The organism is Streptomyces sp. NPDC030798 (assembly GCF_055572275.1).
This window is the reverse complement of sequence record NZ_JBVIDR010000009.1, coordinates 67,793-84,396: the sequence shown is the minus strand read 5'-3', so window position 1 is coordinate 84,396 and position 16,604 is coordinate 67,793. Positions and strand designations below refer to the sequence as shown.

Below are 16,604 nucleotides of genomic sequence, written 5' to 3'. Positions count from 1 at the left end.
AGCGTTCCGCGCTGGTGGAACGGGTGAGCTGGTTGCGGGTGGCGTCCTTGGCGTCGAACGCCTTCACCACGGCGCCGGTCTCGTCGTCCGCCCAGCGGCCCGCCGCCTTGGTGTCCGGCTCGATGTGGTCGTGGAGGGCGTTCACCGCCGCTTGCTTCTCGGCGGACGAGGAGACAGGTCAGGCTTGCCGCCACGGGTCGATCCGCCACCCACCTTAGTAAACGGCCTGTGATCTGGACGAGTTGAGATGCGTTTCTTCGATTCGGTGGAGCCGCGCAAGGCGCTCACTGCTTGAGGCCGAGGTAGTGAGGGCTGCCGCGACTGCCTAGTCCTTGCTCATGCCGCGGACCGGCGTCGCCTCGCGAGGACGAAGGCCGTCGCGGTTCCGCCCGCGATGACGACCGCGCCGGCGCCCAGTCCGATCCAGAGCGTGTTGTCGTCGCCGTCGCTCTTGGTGGACGCGGCGGCCTCGGCCTTCTGCCCTGCGGGCCGCTTCGCCGGCGTCGAGGCAGTGGCCTTGGGGGATGCCGATGCCGCCGCTGCCAGGTCGGGGAGCGGATAGACGTCCGCCGGGCCCGGGTCGCCCGGGTTCTGTAGGGCTACGCGGGGGCGCACAATGCCGTAACCGATGGAGTCGTTGCGCTTGGCGCCGTTCGTGGGGGCGCCGATGGTGTTGAGCATGACGCGGAGGACCTGGTTGTTGGTCCACTTCGGGTGGGCGGACCAGATCAGGGCGGCGCTGGCGGAGGCAAGGGCGGTGGCGTCACTGGTGCCCTCGGACTTGCAAAGTCCTGTCTTACCGCCGCAGGCATGGACCATGTCCTCCCCAGGCGCAGCGACATCGACCTGCGGACCGTATGTGGACCATGTCGCCCGGTGGAGATCCTCGCTAACGGCTGCCACGCCCACGACGCCAGGTGTGGCCGCAGGGTATTCAACAGGATTTCCCTTGTTCCCGGCATTACCTGTAGCTGCAAAAATGAGCGAGCCACGTCTCAGGGCGTACCTCACCGCAGCATCGAGCTGGGATGAATGAGCGGGTGACGACAGAGAAATGTTGATCACTTGGGCACCCTTATCCGCCGCATAGCGGATGGCTTTACTGAGGTAGGAAGGGCCCGAGAAAGGGTTTACGTCGTTGATACCGGGCATCCGGATAGGAAGAATTTTGGCACCTGGCGCGAGACCGTAGGCGCCCTCGCCGCCACGATACGCACCCGTACCGGCGATCAGCCCCGCCATTCCCGTGCCGTGACCGTCGATATCCGTATGCTCGTCACCGGGTTGCTTCGAAGCCAAGTCCAGTCCGGCAAGGACCCGTCCTTTCAGGTCCGGGTTACGAGGGTCCACTCCCCGGTCGATCACAGCTACGGTGATGCCCTTGCCTGTGCTCGTCCGCCACATCTCCTCCGCACGCATGGCACTAAGGAACCACTGTTGTGAGCGGGTGGAGTCGGCGACAGCCTGAGTTGTTGCACCGCCCACCAGCAGCAGACCGACGACTGCTGCGATCACAGCCCGAACTCCTGTACTCCACCCCTTGCCGGTGGGCATGTGCATCTCTTCGTACCCTTTGGTCGTCAGTCGGTGGTCGGCGGTTCGTTTCGGCGGTCGTCCCGCTGCTTGTCATTCCGCTGCCGCGCGCGACTGGTCGGTCCGCCCGGAACGCCGCGATCACCACGCCGCGCACGAGTTTCACTCGGCACACCGCCCGAGATGCCCCCTCGCATAGGTGCGGACGGTACGGAGGCACCGGGTCGGGCTGGAACACGCCCCGTCCTCTGCGGCGTACCGCCGATGATCCCCTCGCGCGGCGTGGCACCAGGACGCTCTCCGGAGGGCCCCACAGTGCGGGTGGCAGGCTGACCTACCGCTCCCGTGTTCGGCAGGCGGCTGGTCGACCCGCGACCGGCCGCAGACTCGCCACTGGGCGAGACACCAGGCAGTCGCCCCGACGCCTTACCCATGCCGGGAGACGCAGCAGGGCGCCCACCCGTGATCCCTGAGGCTGTCCGACCACCTGTACCGGAGGTAGGCACCTCTCGTGCAACGGAAGGGCCGACCGTGCGGGGGGAATTGGTCAGACTACGGCCCGGGGCAGGGCTGATTCCTGTGGGTTGCCGGCCCGCAGCTCGCCCAATGGGCCCCTGTACGGACTGTCCGGATCGCCCACCAATCGGCCTCGCCGATCCGCCCGACGCTGAAGGCAGACGTACAGAGCCACCGGGCATCGGCGGGACCGGACCACTCGTCGGTGGCAGAGGTCCCGTTTCCGGATGGACCGTCGTGGGTGGTCCTCCCGCAGGGGGTGCGTGGGGAGGCTGATGAACCTCTGGAAGTGTGGCGGTCGAGTCGATGTGCGTCGCAGGTACATCAGTCGTCGGCGGACGCAGGTGGTGGGAAGTAGAGCCGACGGTCGGTGAGTCAGTGTGAAGCTCGGGGCCAGCGCTCACTGATCCTGGATGCTCGGCTCGGACGGTTCCGGCACGTTCAGAGCTGGAACCGGGAACGAGACCGCTGCTGTCAACGCGACTGGAAGTGCCACCCCCGGGGCGAGCAAGGTCCTCGGACGCGTGATCCCGGCCAGGTGTGATTACCTCGGGCGGCGGCGGAAACTTAGGCCTCTCCAGCCCGTTCATCTGCGTGGCGGACTGCGTGTACGACTGCCCCAGCTTGACCATCTGGTCCGCCGCCTCCTGGCGGACCTTCTCCTGGTCGGCCTTCAAGGCGGCCAGGTTGGCGGCGGACTTCGCGCGGACGGAGGCGGAGTCCGGGTCGTTGTGGGCCGAGATCGCCGCGTCCAGGTTCGCCTGGGAGCTCTTGGCGTCGCGCGGGATCGACGCCTGGGCCGTGGCGATCGCGTCCGACGCCTGGCCCAGCCACTTTCCCGCGCCCTCGCTGAAGTCACCCAGTCGCAGCGTGGAGTTGGCCAGGTCGCCTGCCCAGGTGCGGAACGCGTCGGCTCCCTCGCCCTTCCACTCCACCCACTGCGGGCGGACCTTCAGCTCTTCCCCGATCTTGCGGATCTCCTTGGCGGCCGCGGTCAGGCGGTCGGCGGCGGCCTGCACCTCGCCGGCGTTCGCCTGGTCCAGCCACGCGAGCATCTCCTCGTGGCTCATGCTCTCGAAGGGCGTGCCCTTGCCGGTCATCGAACCTCCCCCGTCGACGTCGCAACCATCAGATCGTGCCACCCGCGTCGCCCGCCGGCGGCTGCGCCGGCTGCTCGGGCGTCGTCCCGCCATCGTGGTGCTTCTTCGGCAGCGACGGGTCGTAGGCCCCGCCGTAGTGCCGGGTCGTCTCGGCGCTGATCGCCGCCATCCGGGCGCGGACGTCCGCGTCGATGTTCTGGTAGCCCTTGTGCGAGGCCACGACCGCGATGGCCATGCCCTCCATGGAGTCGGCCAGCAGCTTCGACAGCGTCTCCAGTTCGCTGACCACCGTCTCGTACGCCGTGTGGAGACCGGCGGCCTCCGACCAGGTCCCTCCCCCGCCGCCGAACTGACGGCGTGAAAGGCGCGCCTCCCCGACCTTGCCCGGGCCGGCGTCCGAGCCCTTGAGGTCCCGGATCAGGTCGTCCACTCTCTTCTTGAACTCAGTGAAGGACGACAGCTCGGTGACCAGGTCCGCCGCCGCCCCAGCAGCGGCACCCGCCACACCAGACAGCCCGAACAGGCCGGTCAGCAACGGCGCCAGCGGCGCGTCCGTCCCACCATCGCTCGACAACTTGGCACCTCCCCCGTGCGTTCATCAAGCCGAAGCTCCGGCTACCACTCTAGCTACCCCCTGTGACACCCCGCAGCCGAGGCATACGCCGTGAAGTACTTCCAGGCCATCGGGGTCAGTGCGAGGCGGGGGCCATGGGTCGACTTCGAGTCGCGGACGTGGAGGGTGCCGGGGGTGACGGCACGCTCTCCGCATCGAGGTCACCGACACGCGCGGTGAACGGCTGCCGGAGGTGCAAGTCCCGGAGGACGTCGCCGAGTCCGGCCGGGGGCTGGTCATCGTCGACGCGCTCGCGGACCGGTGGGGGGCGGCCGAGGAACGCTTTCCGCGCAAGACCGTCTGGGCGGAACTGTGCTGCTCGGAGCCGGATCCCGCCCCCGTCCCGAACGGGATGTTCGCCCACCGGATCGTCGTGCGCAGCGAACGGGTCCACGTCGTCCAACTGACCTACCCGGGCTGGTGGGACAGACGGGCGCCACCAGGTCACCGCTCACCCCACCCGCCGGCTCTCCAGTGGCCCCAGGTACAGCTCCGGCAGGCCGCCCGTGTCGATCAGCAGGCGCTGCACCACCACCGTCGGGTCCACCATCCAGAACTTCAGACGGTGGACGCCGGGCAGTGCAAGCCGGTGGCGGGTGGCGGTGCGGTTGATGTTGTCCGAGGTGTTGCGGGCCCAGGTGATGTTCAGGAGGCCGTCGTCCGCGCCCGCGTTGATGTCGACCGACTGGGGCACCGCGTCGTCGAAGGACACCGCGTAGCGCAGGTTGCCCGTCGGGAGGGTGGGGTTGCGGGGCGAGACATGGGCCCAGACCGTGATCTCCTCCGGCTGGGACAGCAAGGTCACCTCGTACTCCAGGTGGGGGGAGGAACCGCCCGGTGTGCGGCGGGGGGACGTCACCGGCCAGGGGGTCATACCCGCGCCCGTGCGACCGATGCCGGGCAGCCGGCGCCAGTCGCCGACCGCGCGGTCGTAGTGGTCCGCGTCGATCGCCACGTAGCCGCCGGCCTCGACGAAGCCTCGCGGGTTCCGGAGGAAGGGGCGGTCCGCCGCGCAGCGCACCACCACCGACGCGCCCGCGCCCCGCACCGTCATCGTGCCCTCGGTCCGGCCCGCCGGTGCCCGGGTCCAGTCGACGTGGACCTCCAGGCGGACCTGCTGGTCGACGCGGCCGCGCGGGTGGTCGACGCGGAGCCAGGGGGCCGAGGCCTCCACGTGGTAGTCGAAGGGGGTGCGGCCCCGGTTGAAGATCTCCACGTACTGCTGCGGGCGGGTCTGGTACGGGCTGAAGTCCGGGAGTCTCGCCTCCGAGGCGGTGCCGTTCGGCCACCAGGCGCCGCTGTCCTCCGCGCCGTCCAGCGAGACGCCCAGTTCGGCGGACTGCGGTGGCTCGATGCGTCGTACCGCCGGGAAGAGGACGTCCGGCAGGGCCACGTCGTCCTTCTCCGGCTGCTGCCAGCCCGCGTTCGGGCCGTAGCGGTCCACGTCGCCGTAGTCGATGTGCGGCTGGGTCTGGAAGCCCGCCCATTTGCCGTTCGCCACCGAGGAGTTGAAGCGGTCCGCCAGGGACAGGTCGCGGGCCAGGCCCTGTTCGGCCTCCGTGGCGCGGTCGTTCGTCGCCGCCCTGCCCTGCCGTGCGTAGAGGAGGTTCGTGAACTCGGCCTGCCGCAGTCCGTACAGGTTCGCCGTCGCGCTCACCTCGTAGCCGACCAGTTCGTACCAGGCGTCCTGGAGTTCGGCGGGGAGCCGTCGCGCTATGCGGTCCGCCCGGCGGCTCAGCCGGCGCCATTCGTCCGTCACCCGTTCGAGCTCGCGGTGTGCGAAGGAGTACGGGGTCTGCTGATCGTCGTAGCCCACCTGGCCCGTGTCCGAGAGGGTGATGCGGCGGTTCAGCAGCTCCGGCTTGCGGCGGGCCTGGAGGTGGCCGTACGCGGCAAGGACCGAGGCGATCCGGGAGGCCTGGGAGGGGCCGAAGTTCTGGCGGGCGAAGCGGTGCTCCCACTCCTGAAGTCGGTCCAGGGGCCAGGCCTCCGGGTTCCAGGCGTACGTCAGGAAGAACTCCGTCGGGACCTCGTTACCCTTCAGGTCCCCCACGTTCGCCACCCACAGGCCGTGGTTGCCGTAGGCGTGCGCCTGGTGGAGCTGGTCCCAGACGTTGCGGAGGTTGGCGGTGTCGACCCACTTGTAGTTGCGGCCGGCGCCGACGTAGTCGAAGTGGTAGTACAGGCCGTAGCCGCCGGGGCGGGTCTCGGTGGGGTGCTTGCGGATGTTGCCCCAGTTGTCGTCCGTCAGGACCACCGTGACGTCGTCGGGGGCGCGCAGGCCGCGGTCCCAGTAGCGCTGGACCTCCTTGTAAAGGGTCCAGACCTGGGGGGTCTCGGCGGCCGGGCGGCCGGTCACTTCCTCGATGATGCGGCGCTGGTCCGCGATGATCTGCTGCATCAGGTCGATGCCGTCGCCGTCGGGCAGGCCGGTATCGCCGTTGCCGCGCATGCCGAGGGTGACGACGCCCTCGAAGCCCTGGTCGACCATGCGCTGGATGCCGGCGCGCCAGTAGGCGCGGATCGCCTGCGGGTTGCGGCGGTACGACCACTCCCCCGTGCCCCCGTAGGGGTCCTTGCCGCCGCCCGCGTGCCGGTTCCACTCCTCGATGCCGCGCATCATCGGGGCCTCGTGAGACGTGCCCATGACAATTCCGTACTCCGCGGCCCGCCGGTGGTTCTCCGGGTCGTCCTCGGCGAAGGCCCGGCCCCACACCGCCGGCCAGAGGTAGTTGCCCTTCAGGCGCAGCAGGACCTCGAAGACCTTCTCGTAGAACGCCGCGTTGAAGCCGCCCGGGTGGCCCGGCGCCCTGCCGGGGCCGAAATACGCCGGGGCCCAGGTGCCGAGGGCCGGGTTCTCGTCGTTGATGAAGATGCCCCGGTACTTCACCGCCGGAGTGCCCTGGGTCCAGCGGCCGGGGCGCACCCATATCCCGGTGCGCCGCTGCGGCGGTACGTCGTCCCACCAGTGCCAGGGCGAGACGCCGATGCCGTACGAGACGTCGTACGCGCCGAAGATCGTGCCGCGCGGGTCGCTGCCGGCGACGACCAGGGCGCGCTCCACCCCGGGCATCGGCTGGTCCACGACCGTCTGGAGGGAGGTTTCCCAGCGGCCCCGTACGCCGGACACGTCCAGCCTGCCGCTGTCGATCAGACCGTCGATCAGGGGGCTGCGGCCGATGGTGCCCAGGAGGACCGGGAAGCGGCCGATCGTCGAGCCCGGGCGGAGGCCCGTCACCCGTTCGAGGTCGTCGCGGAGGTCGCCGGCGACCCGTACGACACCGGGGTGGTCGTCGGGAGCGACCACCACCGGGGCGCCCACCAGTGAGAACGCCCCGCCGGTGAAGGAGATGTACGACCCCGGGTCCGCGACCCGCAGTCCGGTGCCGGCCCCGGCCGACCCCACCCCGGACGCCAGCACCGGCACGGCAGCGAGCCCGGCCCCCAGCACAGTCCTGCGACGGACAGACATGCCTCACCCCTCCACCCGCAATTTGGTCAGCGGCATGACAAATGCTGCGGGAGTGGCCCGGCGGGGACAACGGGTCGTGCGCGCCGAATAGTTTCGAACCGGCGGCGCGGACGGCTCAGGCGCGGCCCGTCTCCGGGGCAGAGCCACGCTCGGGGGCCTGGTCCGCGGGGACGAGGTTGTTGCCGCTGAGCACGTCCCCGCGCTGCGGCGTGCGCAGTGATGCCCGCAACTCCCCCACGCCGGGGTCGGAGAAGGACACGGTCAGGGTGTAGGGCGGCTGGCCGGTGATGGTGTGGTGGGAGTCGATCGGCGCCTGGAGCCCGTCCATGACCTCGGCGCCGTCCTGGCCCGGGCACAGCGCCCGTACGGGCAGGGTGACCCGGACGCCTCCGCCGCCGCGGGCGTCGATGCGCATCCTGTGGTCGGGGCCCGGCGTGGTGGGGCGGTGCCAGGTGACCGGCAGTCCGTGCGCGCCGCCGACCAGCCCGTGCGGGCCCTCGATCTCCACCGCCACGCCCGCCCCGCCCAGCGTCGGGGACAGCTTCAGCGGGCGCTCGCCGCCGGGGGCGAGGAGGAGTTCGAAGGTGAAGCGGGCGGGAGCGCCGGCCGACTGCTCGTAACCGTAGGAGCCGAGGACGAGGTGGGGGCCGGGGCGTGGCGCGTCGTGGGGCGGCGGCGCGGCGGCGCCCGCGGGCAGGGGGAAGTGGTGGTAGTTCTCCGACCCGCAGCGGTCGCCGTCGGACACGCCACCCCCGGGGAGGGCGACGGCCCTGGCCGGGCCCGGTGCGAGCCGTCCCACGAGCGAGAACAGTCCCTGCTGGTAGCCGACGCCGAGCACGACGGCGGCCACGGCCAGCCACGGAACCACCGCCCGCACCTTGTCGAGCATGACACCCCCTCCGGAACGGTCGGGTCTCCGACGGTCCAGGTCCTTGATCATTTCGGTTCGCAGCGCGGGAGAGTACAACCCTGGCGGGTCCTGCGCCGGAAACGGCGAAGAGGCCCGTACGACCGAAGTCGTACGGGCCTCTCCTGAGGTCGGTCAGCGACCCTCAAGCAAGCGGAACTTACTTGACGATCTTGGTGACCTGGCCGGCGCCCACGGTGCGGCCACCCTCGCGGATGGCGAACTTCAGGCCCTCTTCCATGGCGACGGGCTGGATGAGCTCCACCTTCATCTCGGTGTTGTCACCCGGCATGACCATCTCGGTGCCCTCGGGGAGGGTCACCACGCCGGTCACGTCCGTCGTACGGAAGTAGAACTGCGGACGGTAGTTGTTGAAGAACGGCGTGTGGCGGCCACCCTCGTCCTTGGAGAGGATGTAGGCCTGCGCCTCGAACTCGGTGTGCGGGGTGACCGAGCCCGGCTTGATGATGACCTGGCCGCGCTCGACGTCCTCGCGCTTGATGCCGCGGAGCAGCAGACCGACGTTCTCACCGGCCTGACCCTCGTCGAGCAGCTTGCGGAACATCTCGATGCCGGTGACCGTGGTGGAGGTCTTCTCGGTCTTGATGCCGATGATGTCGACGGTCTCGTTGACCTTGAGGACACCACGCTCGATACGGCCGGTGACGACCGTACCGCGACCGGTGATGGTGAAGACGTCCTCGATCGGCATCAGGAACGGCTTGTCGACGTCGCGCTCCGGCTCCGGGATCGCGGTGTCGACGGCGTTCATGAGGTCCAGGACGGACTGGGTCCACTGCGCGTCGCCCTCGAGGGCCTTCAGCGCGGAGACACGGACGACCGGCAGGTCGTCGCCCGGGAACTCGTACTCGGAGAGGAGCTCACGGACCTCGAGCTCGACGAGCTCCATGATCTCCTCGTCGTCCACCATGTCGGCCTTGTTCAGGGCGACCACGATGTACGGAACGCCGACCTGGCGGGCCAGGAGCACGTGCTCCTTGGTCTGCGGCATCGGGCCGTCGGTCGCGGCGACCACCAGGATCGCGCCGTCCATCTGGGCGGCACCGGTGATCATGTTCTTGATGTAGTCCGCGTGACCCGGGCAGTCGACGTGGGCGTAGTGACGCGCCTCGGTCTGGTACTCGACGTGCGCGATGGAGATGGTGATACCGCGCTGACGCTCCTCGGGCGCCTTGTCGATGTTGTCGAACGGGGTGGCCTCGTTCAGCTCCGGGTACGCGTCGTGCAGCACCTTGGTAATGGCGGCCGTGAGGGTCGTCTTACCGTGGTCGATGTGACCGATGGTGCCGATGTTGACGTGCGGCTTAGTCCGCTCGAACTTCGCCTTCGCCACTGGGGTCCTCCTGTGGAGTGGTTCTGTACGCCTTACTTCATCGGCGCCAGGTGATCTTTGCTGTAATGGCCCGGAACCCGGGGCAAACGCTCACGATTGCGGACGTTTGCCCCTGGAGGCTCCGGAGTCAAGCCTACGGCGTGTGAACGGAGTGCGTTACTCGCCCTTGGCCTTCGCGATGATCTCCTCGGCGACGTTCCGCGGAACCTCGGCGTAGGAGTCGAACTGCATGGAGTAGCTGGCGCGGCCGGACGTCTTGCTGCGCAGGTCGCCGACGTAACCGAACATCTCCGAAAGGGGCACGAGGCCCTTCACGACGCGGGCGCCGGCCCGCTCCTCCATGGCCTGGATCTGGCCACGGCGGGAGTTGATGTCGCCGATGACCTCACCCATGTAGTCCTCGGGCGTGGTGACCTCGACGGCCATCATCGGCTCCAGGAGCACGGGCGAAGCCTTGCGCGCGGCCTCCTTGAAGGCCTGCGAACCGGCGATCTTGAAGGCGAGCTCGGAGGAGTCCACCTCGTGGTAGGCACCGTCGAGCAGCGTCACGCGGACACCGGTCATCTCGTAACCGGCGAGGATGCCGAACTGCATGGCCTCCTGCGCACCCGCGTCGACCGAAGGGATGTACTCCTTCGGCACGCGGCCACCGGTCACCTTGTTGACGAACTCGTACGAGGCGTCGCCGCCCTCGATCGGCTCGATCGCGATGATGACGCGGGCGAACTGGCCGGTACCACCCGTCTGCTTCTTGTGGGTGTACTCGACCTTCTCGACCGACTTGCGGATGGTCTCGCGGTACGCGACCTGCGGCTTGCCGACGTTGGCCTCGACCTTGAACTCACGGCGCATACGGTCGACCAGCACCTCGAGGTGCAGCTCGCCCATGCCGCCGATGATGGTCTGGCCGGTCTCCTCGTCCGAGTGGACCTGGAAGGACGGGTCCTCCTCGGCCAGGCGCTGGATCGCGACGCCGAGCTTCTCCTGGTCGCCCTTCGACTTGGGCTCGATGGCGACCTGGATGACCGGCGCCGGGAAGTCCATGGACTCCAGGATGACCGGCTGCTTGTCGTCGGACAGCGTCTCACCGGTGGTGGTCTGCTTCAGGCCCATGACGGCGACGATGTCGCCGGCGCCCACCGACTCGATCTCCTCACGCTTGTTGGCGTGCATGCGGTAGATCTTGCCGATGCGCTCCTTCTTGCCCTTGACGGAGTTCAGCACCGAAGAGCCGGACTCCAGGCGGCCCGAGTAGACCCGGACGAAGGTGAGCTTGCCGAGGTGCGGGTCGCTCATGATCTTGAACGCCAGCGCGGACAGCGGCTCGTCGTCGGACGGCTTGCGCTTGATGACCGTCTCCGGGTCCTTGACGTCGTGGCCCTCGATGGCCTCGATGTCGACCGGGGACGGCAGGTAGCGCACGACCGCGTCGAGCAGGGGCTGGACGCCCTTGTTCTTGAACGCGGTGCCGCAGAACACCGGGGTCACGGTGGTGCCGGTGCCCTTGCCGGACGCGATGGTGATACGACGGATGGCCGCGTACAGCTGCTCCTCGGTGGGCTCCTCGCCCTCCAGGTACAGCTCCATCAGCTCTTCGTCGTTCTCCGCGACGGCCTCGAGCAGCTTGCCGCGCCACTCCTCGGCGGCCTCGGTGTGCGTGGCCGGGATGTCGACGATGTCGTACATCTCGCCCTTGGTGGCCTCGGCGGACCACACGAGGGCCTTCATCTTCACGAGGTCGACGACACCCTTGAAGTCCGCCTCGGCACCGATCGGCAGCTGCATGACCAGCGGCTGAGCGCCCAGGCGGTCGGTGATCATGTCGACACAGCGGTGGAACTCGGCACCGGTGCGGTCGAGCTTGTTGACGAAGCAGATGCGCGGAACGCCGTAGCGGTCCGCCTGACGCCACACCGTCTCGGACTGGGGCTCGACGCCGGCGACGCCGTCGAACACCGTCACGGCACCGTCGAGCACGCGCAGGGAACGCTCCACCTCGACGGTGAAGTCGACGTGGCCCGGCGTGTCGATGATGTTGATGGTGTGGTCGACGTCTTCCAGCGGCCAGTGGCAGGTGGTGGCAGCAGAGGTGATCGTGATGCCACGCTCCTGCTCCTGCTCCATCCAGTCCATGGTGGCAGCGCCGTCGTGGACCTCACCGATCTTGTACGAAACGCCGGTGTAGAACAGGATCCGCTCGGTGGTGGTCGTCTTGCCCGCGTCGATGTGGGCCATGATCCCGATGTTCCGGACCCTGGCCAGGTCAAGTGAAGTGGTAGCCATAAGGCTTCAGTCTTCTCTCGGTCTCGATGTGGGTAGCGACTACCAGCGGTAGTGCGCGAAGGCCTTGTTGGACTCGGCCATCTTGTGGGTGTCCTCGCGCTTCTTCACGGCCGCACCGAGGCCGTTGGAGGCGTCGAGAAGCTCGTTGAGGAGACGCTCGGTCATGGTCTTCTCGCGACGGGCGCGGGAGTAACCGACCAGCCAGCGCAGCGCCAGGGTGTTGGCGCGGCCGGGCTTGACCTCGACCGGCACCTGGTAGGTGGCGCCACCGACACGGCGGGACTTGACCTCGAGGGTCGGCTTGATGTTCTCGAGAGCGCGCTTCAGCGTGATGACCGGGTCGTTGCCGGTCTTCTCGCGCAGGCCCTCCATGGCGCCGTAGACGATGCGCTCGGCGGTGGAGCGCTTGCCGTTCAGCAGCACCTTGTTGATCAGGGAGGTCACCAGAGGAGAGCCGTAGACCGGGTCGATGATGACCGGGCGCTTCGGGGCGGGGCCCTTACGAGGCATTCTTACTTCTCCTTCTTGGCGCCGTAGCGGCTGCGGGCCTGCTTGCGGTTCTTGACACCCTGGGTGTCGAGCGAGCCGCGGATGATCTTGTAGCGAACACCCGGCAGGTCCTTCACACGGCCGCCGCGCACGAGCACGATGGAGTGCTCCTGCAGGTTGTGTCCCTCACCCGGAATGTAAGCGGTGACCTCGATGCCGCTGGTCAGACGCACACGCGCGACCTTGCGGAGGGCCGAGTTCGGCTTCTTCGGGGTGGTCGTGAACACACGCGTGCAAACGCCGCGACGCTGAGGGGAACCCTCGAGTGCGGGCGTCTTGTTCTTCTCGACCTTGTCCTGCCGGCCCTTGCGGACCAGCTGCTGGATCGTAGGCACTACTTCTCCGGTTTCTGTGTGCCGATGGGTACAGCTAACCTGGAACGTCGCCGACCCACGCGGTCGGGTGTGTCGAATCCGCCGGACTCCCGCCGCTAGGCAGAAAGAGGCACAGATTACGGTGGCCGGTGTCGGCTCCGCGTGCGGTGTGAAGGCACGCACCAGAGCCAGGGCACACCCCAGGCACAAGGTCTGAGCGTACCTACCGCGCAGACTCCGGTCAAAACAAAAGCAACGCACCGCCGAGCGGGCCGGTCCGAAGGCTCCGACCTGCGCATCCGTCCCGCCCACCACCCATTACCACACCAGCGGGCGCAGCGCGAATCAGGACCGCCGGGCCGCCTCCTGCGCCTGCTCGGCCGTGTCGTGTCCCACGAAATAGGTGGGCCGGTTCTGCAGGGCCGTGTAGATGCGGGCCACGTACTCCCCGAGCAGTCCGACGCAGATGAGCTGCACCGCGCCGATGAACAGCACCCCGGTGAACAGCGAGGTCCAGCCGGCCACGGTGTGGCCGAGGACGTGCGCCCCGAGCGTGTACACCATCAGCCCGAGGCACACCACGAACGCGAAGCCGCCGAGCCAGGTGGCCAGCCGCAGCGGGGCCGCGGAGAAGCCGGTGACGCTGTCGACGGCGAGCCGGATCATCCGGCCGAGCGGGTACTTGCTGCGCCCGGCCGCACGCGGCTCCCGCTCGTAGCGGACCTGCCCGCTGGGGAAGCCGAGCCAGGGCACCAGCAGCCGGTACACCCGCTGCTGGTCGGGCAGCGCCTTCAGCGCGTCGACGGCCGCGCGGCTGAGCAGCCGGAAGTCGCCGGCCTGAGCGGGCACGGCGGGCCCGGCCAGGCGCCGCACCAGCCGGTAGTACAGCCCGGCGGTCCACCGCTTGAACCCGGAGTCGCTGGCCCGGTCGGCGCGCACGCCGTAGACGATGTCGAGCCCCTCGCGGCGGGCCAGGGCCAGCATCTCGGGGATCTTCTCCGGCGGGTCCTGCAGATCGGCGTCGAGGCTGACGACGTACGCGCCGCACGCCCGGTCGAGGCCCGCGGTGAGGGCGGCCTGGTGGCCGGAGTTGCGGCGCAGGCGGATCACGCGCAGCTCGGGCCAGCCGAGCCGGAGGGCGGCGAGCAGCTCGGCCGTGCCGTCACCGCTGCCGTCGTCGACGGCGACGAGCTCGTAGGGCACGCCGAGGCCGTCGAGGACCGGGCGCAGCCGGCCGACGAGGACGGGCAGCGCCTCCACCTCGTTGTACATCGGTATGACGACGGACAGTTCGGTCGTCGGGTCCGCTCCTCGGGCCACCCGGTCCTCCCCCCTCGGCCGCGTCCGTGCGACGCTTCTGGCCGCACAAGCGACTCACATGTGATCTTGCGACCGAGACTTCACGACCGTCCAGGCGGCAGCGGCACGACCTCTGGCCCGGCGGTCGGGCGAGGGGGACCACAGGCATGAGCACGGCTTCCAGGGACACCGAGGCGGACCCCGGGGCGGACCCCGCCCTGCCCGGCGAGCAGGACGGCCGTTCGCGCCCGAGCCTCCGCCTCACGCTGCCGCCCGGCGCACGGCCGTATGCCGCACCCCTGGTCCTGTACTGCGTCACGAAGCTCGTCGGGCTCACCATATTCGCCTGGCTGCTCGAACACGCCGGGGACTACCGGACGAAGGACCCCCGGTTCGGCGGCGGCGCCCACTGGTGGGACGTGCTGTCGAGCTGGGACGGGTGGTGGTACTTGCAGGTCGCGCAGCACGGATACGACCCGAAGCCGCTGCAGCCGCTGCCGCCGGGCGGCATGTTCACCGTCCAGCAGAACTCCGTCGCCTTCTTCCCTCTCTACCCCGGGCTGATCCGGGGTGTGTCGGAGGTCACCGGGCTCGGGCTGTTCGGCTCGGCGATCACGGTGTCGGTCCTCGCGTCGCTGGCGGCGGCGGCCGGCATCTACGCGGTGATCTCGACGCTGGCCGGGGTGCGGGCGGGGACCATCGCCGCCGGGCTGTGGGCCGTGGTGCCCGGGGCGGGCGTCGAGTGGGCGGTGTACTCCGAGTCGCTGTTCGTCGCCCTCGCGGCCTGGGCCTGCTACTGCGTGATGCGCGGCCGCTGGGTGGCGGCGGGTCTGCTGGCCTTCGCGGCCGGCCTGAACCGGCCCACGTCGGCGGCGCTCATCGGCGCGGTCGGGCTGGCCGCCCTGGTCACGCTGGTACGACGGGACGGCCGGCGCGAGCACGGGGTGGCCGGGCCGGTGTACGCGATGATCGCCGCGCCGCTGGGCCTGCTCACGTACATCACGTGGGTGGGCCTGAGCATGGGCAGGTTGACGGCGTACTTCACGCTCCAGCGCGAGGGGTGGGCGCACTACTTCGACTGGGGCGCCTACACGCTGGACGTCCTGCGCAACATCGCCGTCGGCCGCAACAACTACCTCTTCGCCTACCCCGTGCCCGACCTCCTCGCCTTCCAGCTGGTGATCGCGCTGCCCTTCCTCGTCGCGCTGATGCTGCGCAAGAGGCCCCCGCTGGTGCTGGTCGCCTACACCCTGGCCGGCATCGTGACGGTCCTCGGCACCCAGCAGATGTTCGGCAACACCTCCCGCTACCTCCTCCCCGCCTTCCCCCTCCTCCTCGCCCCCGCCGCCGCCATGAGCCGCCTGAAGTGGCCGGCCCTGACGGTGTTCTTCGCCACGGCGGCGGTGGCCTCGGGGTGGTACGCGCATTATGTGATCTTCGAGTTGGGGATTCCCTAGGGGTTGGGGCAGGGGTTCCGGGGACCGGCCTGGTTGCCGTCCGGGGCTGTGGCCGTGCGGCGGGGACGACGGGTGGTGCCGCGGGCCGCTCGTTCGGCGGCGAAGACGTCCTCCAGCCGGAACAGCTGGGCCCGGCCCGCCTTTCCGGCCGCCTCGAGGTGACCCAGCTGGACCCACTTGCGGATCGTGGCGGGGGCCACGCCGACCTCCTGGGCGGCGAGCGGGGCGGGGATGAGGGTGGGGAGGCCGCCGGCACAACCGCTCATCGGGCTCCCCCCTGCTCGCCGGCCCGGCGCTGCCACTCACCCTCGTCCCAGGTGTGCCGGTAGGCGGGGTCGTCGTGGCAGCCGCACAGGCTGTCGGTGCAGCGGCACGCGGGGTTGATGCACAGCACCGCGCCCCGGTCGGGGAACGCCCGCAGCGAGACCGAGTCGCACCAGGGGCAGCGCCCGGACACGCGTACGACGGTCTCGGTGTCGCCCAGGGCACGGGCGCAGCGGCGGGCCATGCGGCGCGTCTCGTCGCGTACGTGGGCGGCGAGGACGGGGTCGACGGCCACGCGGTCGAGCAGCCCGGCGATCCTGCGCAGCCGCTCGGGCACCGGGGCGCGGCGGGCGCGGGGCAGACCGAGCCGGTCCCGGACGGCCTCCTCCAGTTCGACCACGCCGTCGGTGATGTCGCGGAGGGTGTCGGAGATGTGCAGGCGCAGGGGCGCGGCACTGTGCCCGGGGGCGACCAGGCCGTGCCGCTGCTCCAGGAGCAGAGCCTCCTCACGTTCCTCGCGGAGCCGGTCGGCGAGGTCCGCGGGGGGCGGGGGCGGCGCCTGGCGGTGCGCCGGCGCGCTACGGCCCGGGACGAGCTCGGCGTGCAACTCCGGGAACTGTTGCAGGAGCGTGCCGATCCAGAGGGCGGCCTGGGTGGTGGGGCGGTCATCGGGTACCGGGGGGTGACCGGGTGCGGGGCGGGCACCGGGTGCGGGGCGGGTGCCGGATGCCGGGCGGGTGCCGGGTGCGGGGCGGGTGCCGGGTGCGGGGTGGGCGCCGGATGCCGGACGAGCGCCGGTCACGGAGGCGTCTGACGCCGGGCGGGCACCAGGCGTAGGGCGGGCACCGGCCTCCGGGCGGGCACCAGGCGTAGGACGGACAACGGCCTCCGGGCGGGCACCGGCCTCCGAGCGGGCGTCGGGTGCGGGGCGGTCACCGGATGC

At 69.9% G+C, this 16,604-nt stretch carries 12 protein-coding genes and 2 pseudogenes; 2 read left to right on the top strand and 12 right to left on the bottom strand.

The genetic code is table 11. The annotated features are described in order from the left end of the window. Positions 1–336: 336 nt before the first annotated feature. The 3 genes and pseudogenes from mycP to ACZ404_RS21395 form a co-directional block, all read right to left on the bottom strand. Positions 337–1,515 carry a type VII secretion-associated serine protease mycosin gene (gene mycP / locus ACZ404_RS21405; protein WP_468442171.1) on the bottom strand — a complete coding sequence of 393 codons (1,179 nt, stop codon included), beginning with the start codon at positions 1,513–1,515 and terminating at the stop codon, positions 337–339. A gap of 1,662 nt (positions 1,516–3,177) precedes the next feature. Beyond that, on the bottom strand, positions 3,178–3,723 hold the full coding sequence (locus ACZ404_RS21400) for a hypothetical protein (RefSeq protein WP_468442169.1): 546 nt from the start codon (positions 3,721–3,723) through the stop codon (positions 3,178–3,180). Between the two features lie 53 nt (positions 3,724–3,776). Further along, a pseudogene (locus tag ACZ404_RS21395) lies at positions 3,777–3,863 on the bottom strand (hypothetical protein); the annotation flags it as partial. 47 nt (positions 3,864–3,910) lie between these two features. On the opposite strand from ACZ404_RS21395, the pseudogene ACZ404_RS21390 reads away from it, so the two are divergent. Beyond that, positions 3,911–4,102 (top strand): annotated as a pseudogene (locus ACZ404_RS21390) (ATP-binding protein); the annotation flags it as partial. 111 nt (positions 4,103–4,213) lie between these two features. Here ACZ404_RS21390 and ACZ404_RS21385 read toward each other — a convergent pair. The 7 genes from ACZ404_RS21385 to ACZ404_RS21355 all read right to left on the bottom strand — a co-directional run bounded on the left by ACZ404_RS21385 (position 4,214) and on the right by ACZ404_RS21355 (position 13,961). Then, positions 4,214–7,234 (bottom strand): glycosyl hydrolase 115 family protein, encoded by a 3,021-nt coding sequence (locus ACZ404_RS21385; protein WP_468442167.1) that lies wholly within the window; start codon positions 7,232–7,234, stop codon positions 4,214–4,216. A gap of 115 nt (positions 7,235–7,349) precedes the next feature. After that, positions 7,350–8,123 (bottom strand): hypothetical protein, encoded by a 774-nt coding sequence (locus ACZ404_RS21380; RefSeq protein ID WP_468442165.1) that lies wholly within the window; start codon positions 8,121–8,123, stop codon positions 7,350–7,352. A 178-nt stretch (positions 8,124–8,301) separates the two neighbouring features. Next, complete coding sequence (gene tuf / locus ACZ404_RS21375) at positions 8,302–9,495, bottom strand: elongation factor Tu (RefSeq protein ID WP_468442163.1); 1,194 nt, start codon at positions 9,493–9,495, stop codon at positions 8,302–8,304. A 156-nt stretch (positions 9,496–9,651) separates the two neighbouring features. Further along, entirely contained in the window at positions 9,652–11,778 is a 2,127-nt protein-coding gene (fusA, locus tag ACZ404_RS21370) for an elongation factor G (RefSeq protein ID WP_468442161.1), read from the bottom strand. A 39-nt stretch (positions 11,779–11,817) separates the two neighbouring features. Beyond that, entirely contained in the window at positions 11,818–12,288 is a 471-nt protein-coding gene (gene rpsG / locus ACZ404_RS21365; RefSeq protein ID WP_003998848.1) for a 30S ribosomal protein S7, read from the bottom strand. Between the two features lie 2 nt (positions 12,289–12,290). Next, positions 12,291–12,662 carry a 30S ribosomal protein S12 gene (rpsL, locus tag ACZ404_RS21360; RefSeq protein WP_003948652.1) on the bottom strand — a complete coding sequence of 124 codons (372 nt, stop codon included), beginning with the start codon at positions 12,660–12,662 and terminating at the stop codon, positions 12,291–12,293. Between the two features lie 324 nt (positions 12,663–12,986). Continuing rightward, on the bottom strand, positions 12,987–13,961 hold the full coding sequence (locus tag ACZ404_RS21355; RefSeq protein ID WP_468442159.1) for a glycosyltransferase family 2 protein: 975 nt from the start codon (positions 13,959–13,961) through the stop codon (positions 12,987–12,989). Positions 13,962–14,107: 146 nt separating this feature from the next. On the opposite strand from ACZ404_RS21355, the gene ACZ404_RS21350 reads away from it, so the two are divergent. Continuing rightward, entirely contained in the window at positions 14,108–15,397 is a 1,290-nt protein-coding gene (locus tag ACZ404_RS21350; protein ID WP_468442157.1) for a hypothetical protein, read from the top strand. On the opposite strand, the gene ACZ404_RS21345 is transcribed toward ACZ404_RS21350, so the two are convergent. Next, entirely contained in the window at positions 15,394–15,663 is a 270-nt protein-coding gene (locus ACZ404_RS21345) for a MerR family transcriptional regulator (RefSeq protein ID WP_468442155.1), read from the bottom strand. The genes ACZ404_RS21350 and ACZ404_RS21345 overlap by 4 nt on opposite strands. Continuing rightward, a complete protein-coding gene (locus tag ACZ404_RS21340) occupies positions 15,660–16,463 on the bottom strand; it encodes a hypothetical protein (protein WP_468442153.1) in 804 nt (267 codons plus the stop codon). Before ACZ404_RS21340 ends, ACZ404_RS21345 begins: the two co-directional genes overlap by 4 nt. Between the last annotated feature and the right edge of the window lie 141 nt (positions 16,464–16,604).

What these genes read in the sequence shown, in the direction of transcription:
- ACZ404_RS21385 (WP_468442167.1), bottom strand. Translation starts at nt 7,234, where the DNA reads ATGTCTGTCCGTCGCAGGACTGTGCTGGGGGCCGGGCTCGCTGCCGTG.
- ACZ404_RS21380 (WP_468442165.1), bottom strand. Translation starts at nt 8,123, where the DNA reads ATGCTCGACAAGGTGCGGGCGGTGGTTCCGTGGCTGGCCGTGGCCGCC.
- fusA (WP_468442161.1), bottom strand. Translation starts at nt 11,778, where the DNA reads ATGGCTACCACTTCACTTGACCTGGCCAGGGTCCGGAACATCGGGATC.
- rpsG (WP_003998848.1), bottom strand. Translation starts at nt 12,288, where the DNA reads ATGCCTCGTAAGGGCCCCGCCCCGAAGCGCCCGGTCATCATCGACCCG.
- ACZ404_RS21350 (WP_468442157.1), top strand. Translation starts at nt 14,108, where the DNA reads ATGAGCACGGCTTCCAGGGACACCGAGGCGGACCCCGGGGCGGACCCC.
- ACZ404_RS21345 (WP_468442155.1), bottom strand. Translation starts at nt 15,663, where the DNA reads ATGAGCGGTTGTGCCGGCGGCCTCCCCACCCTCATCCCCGCCCCGCTC.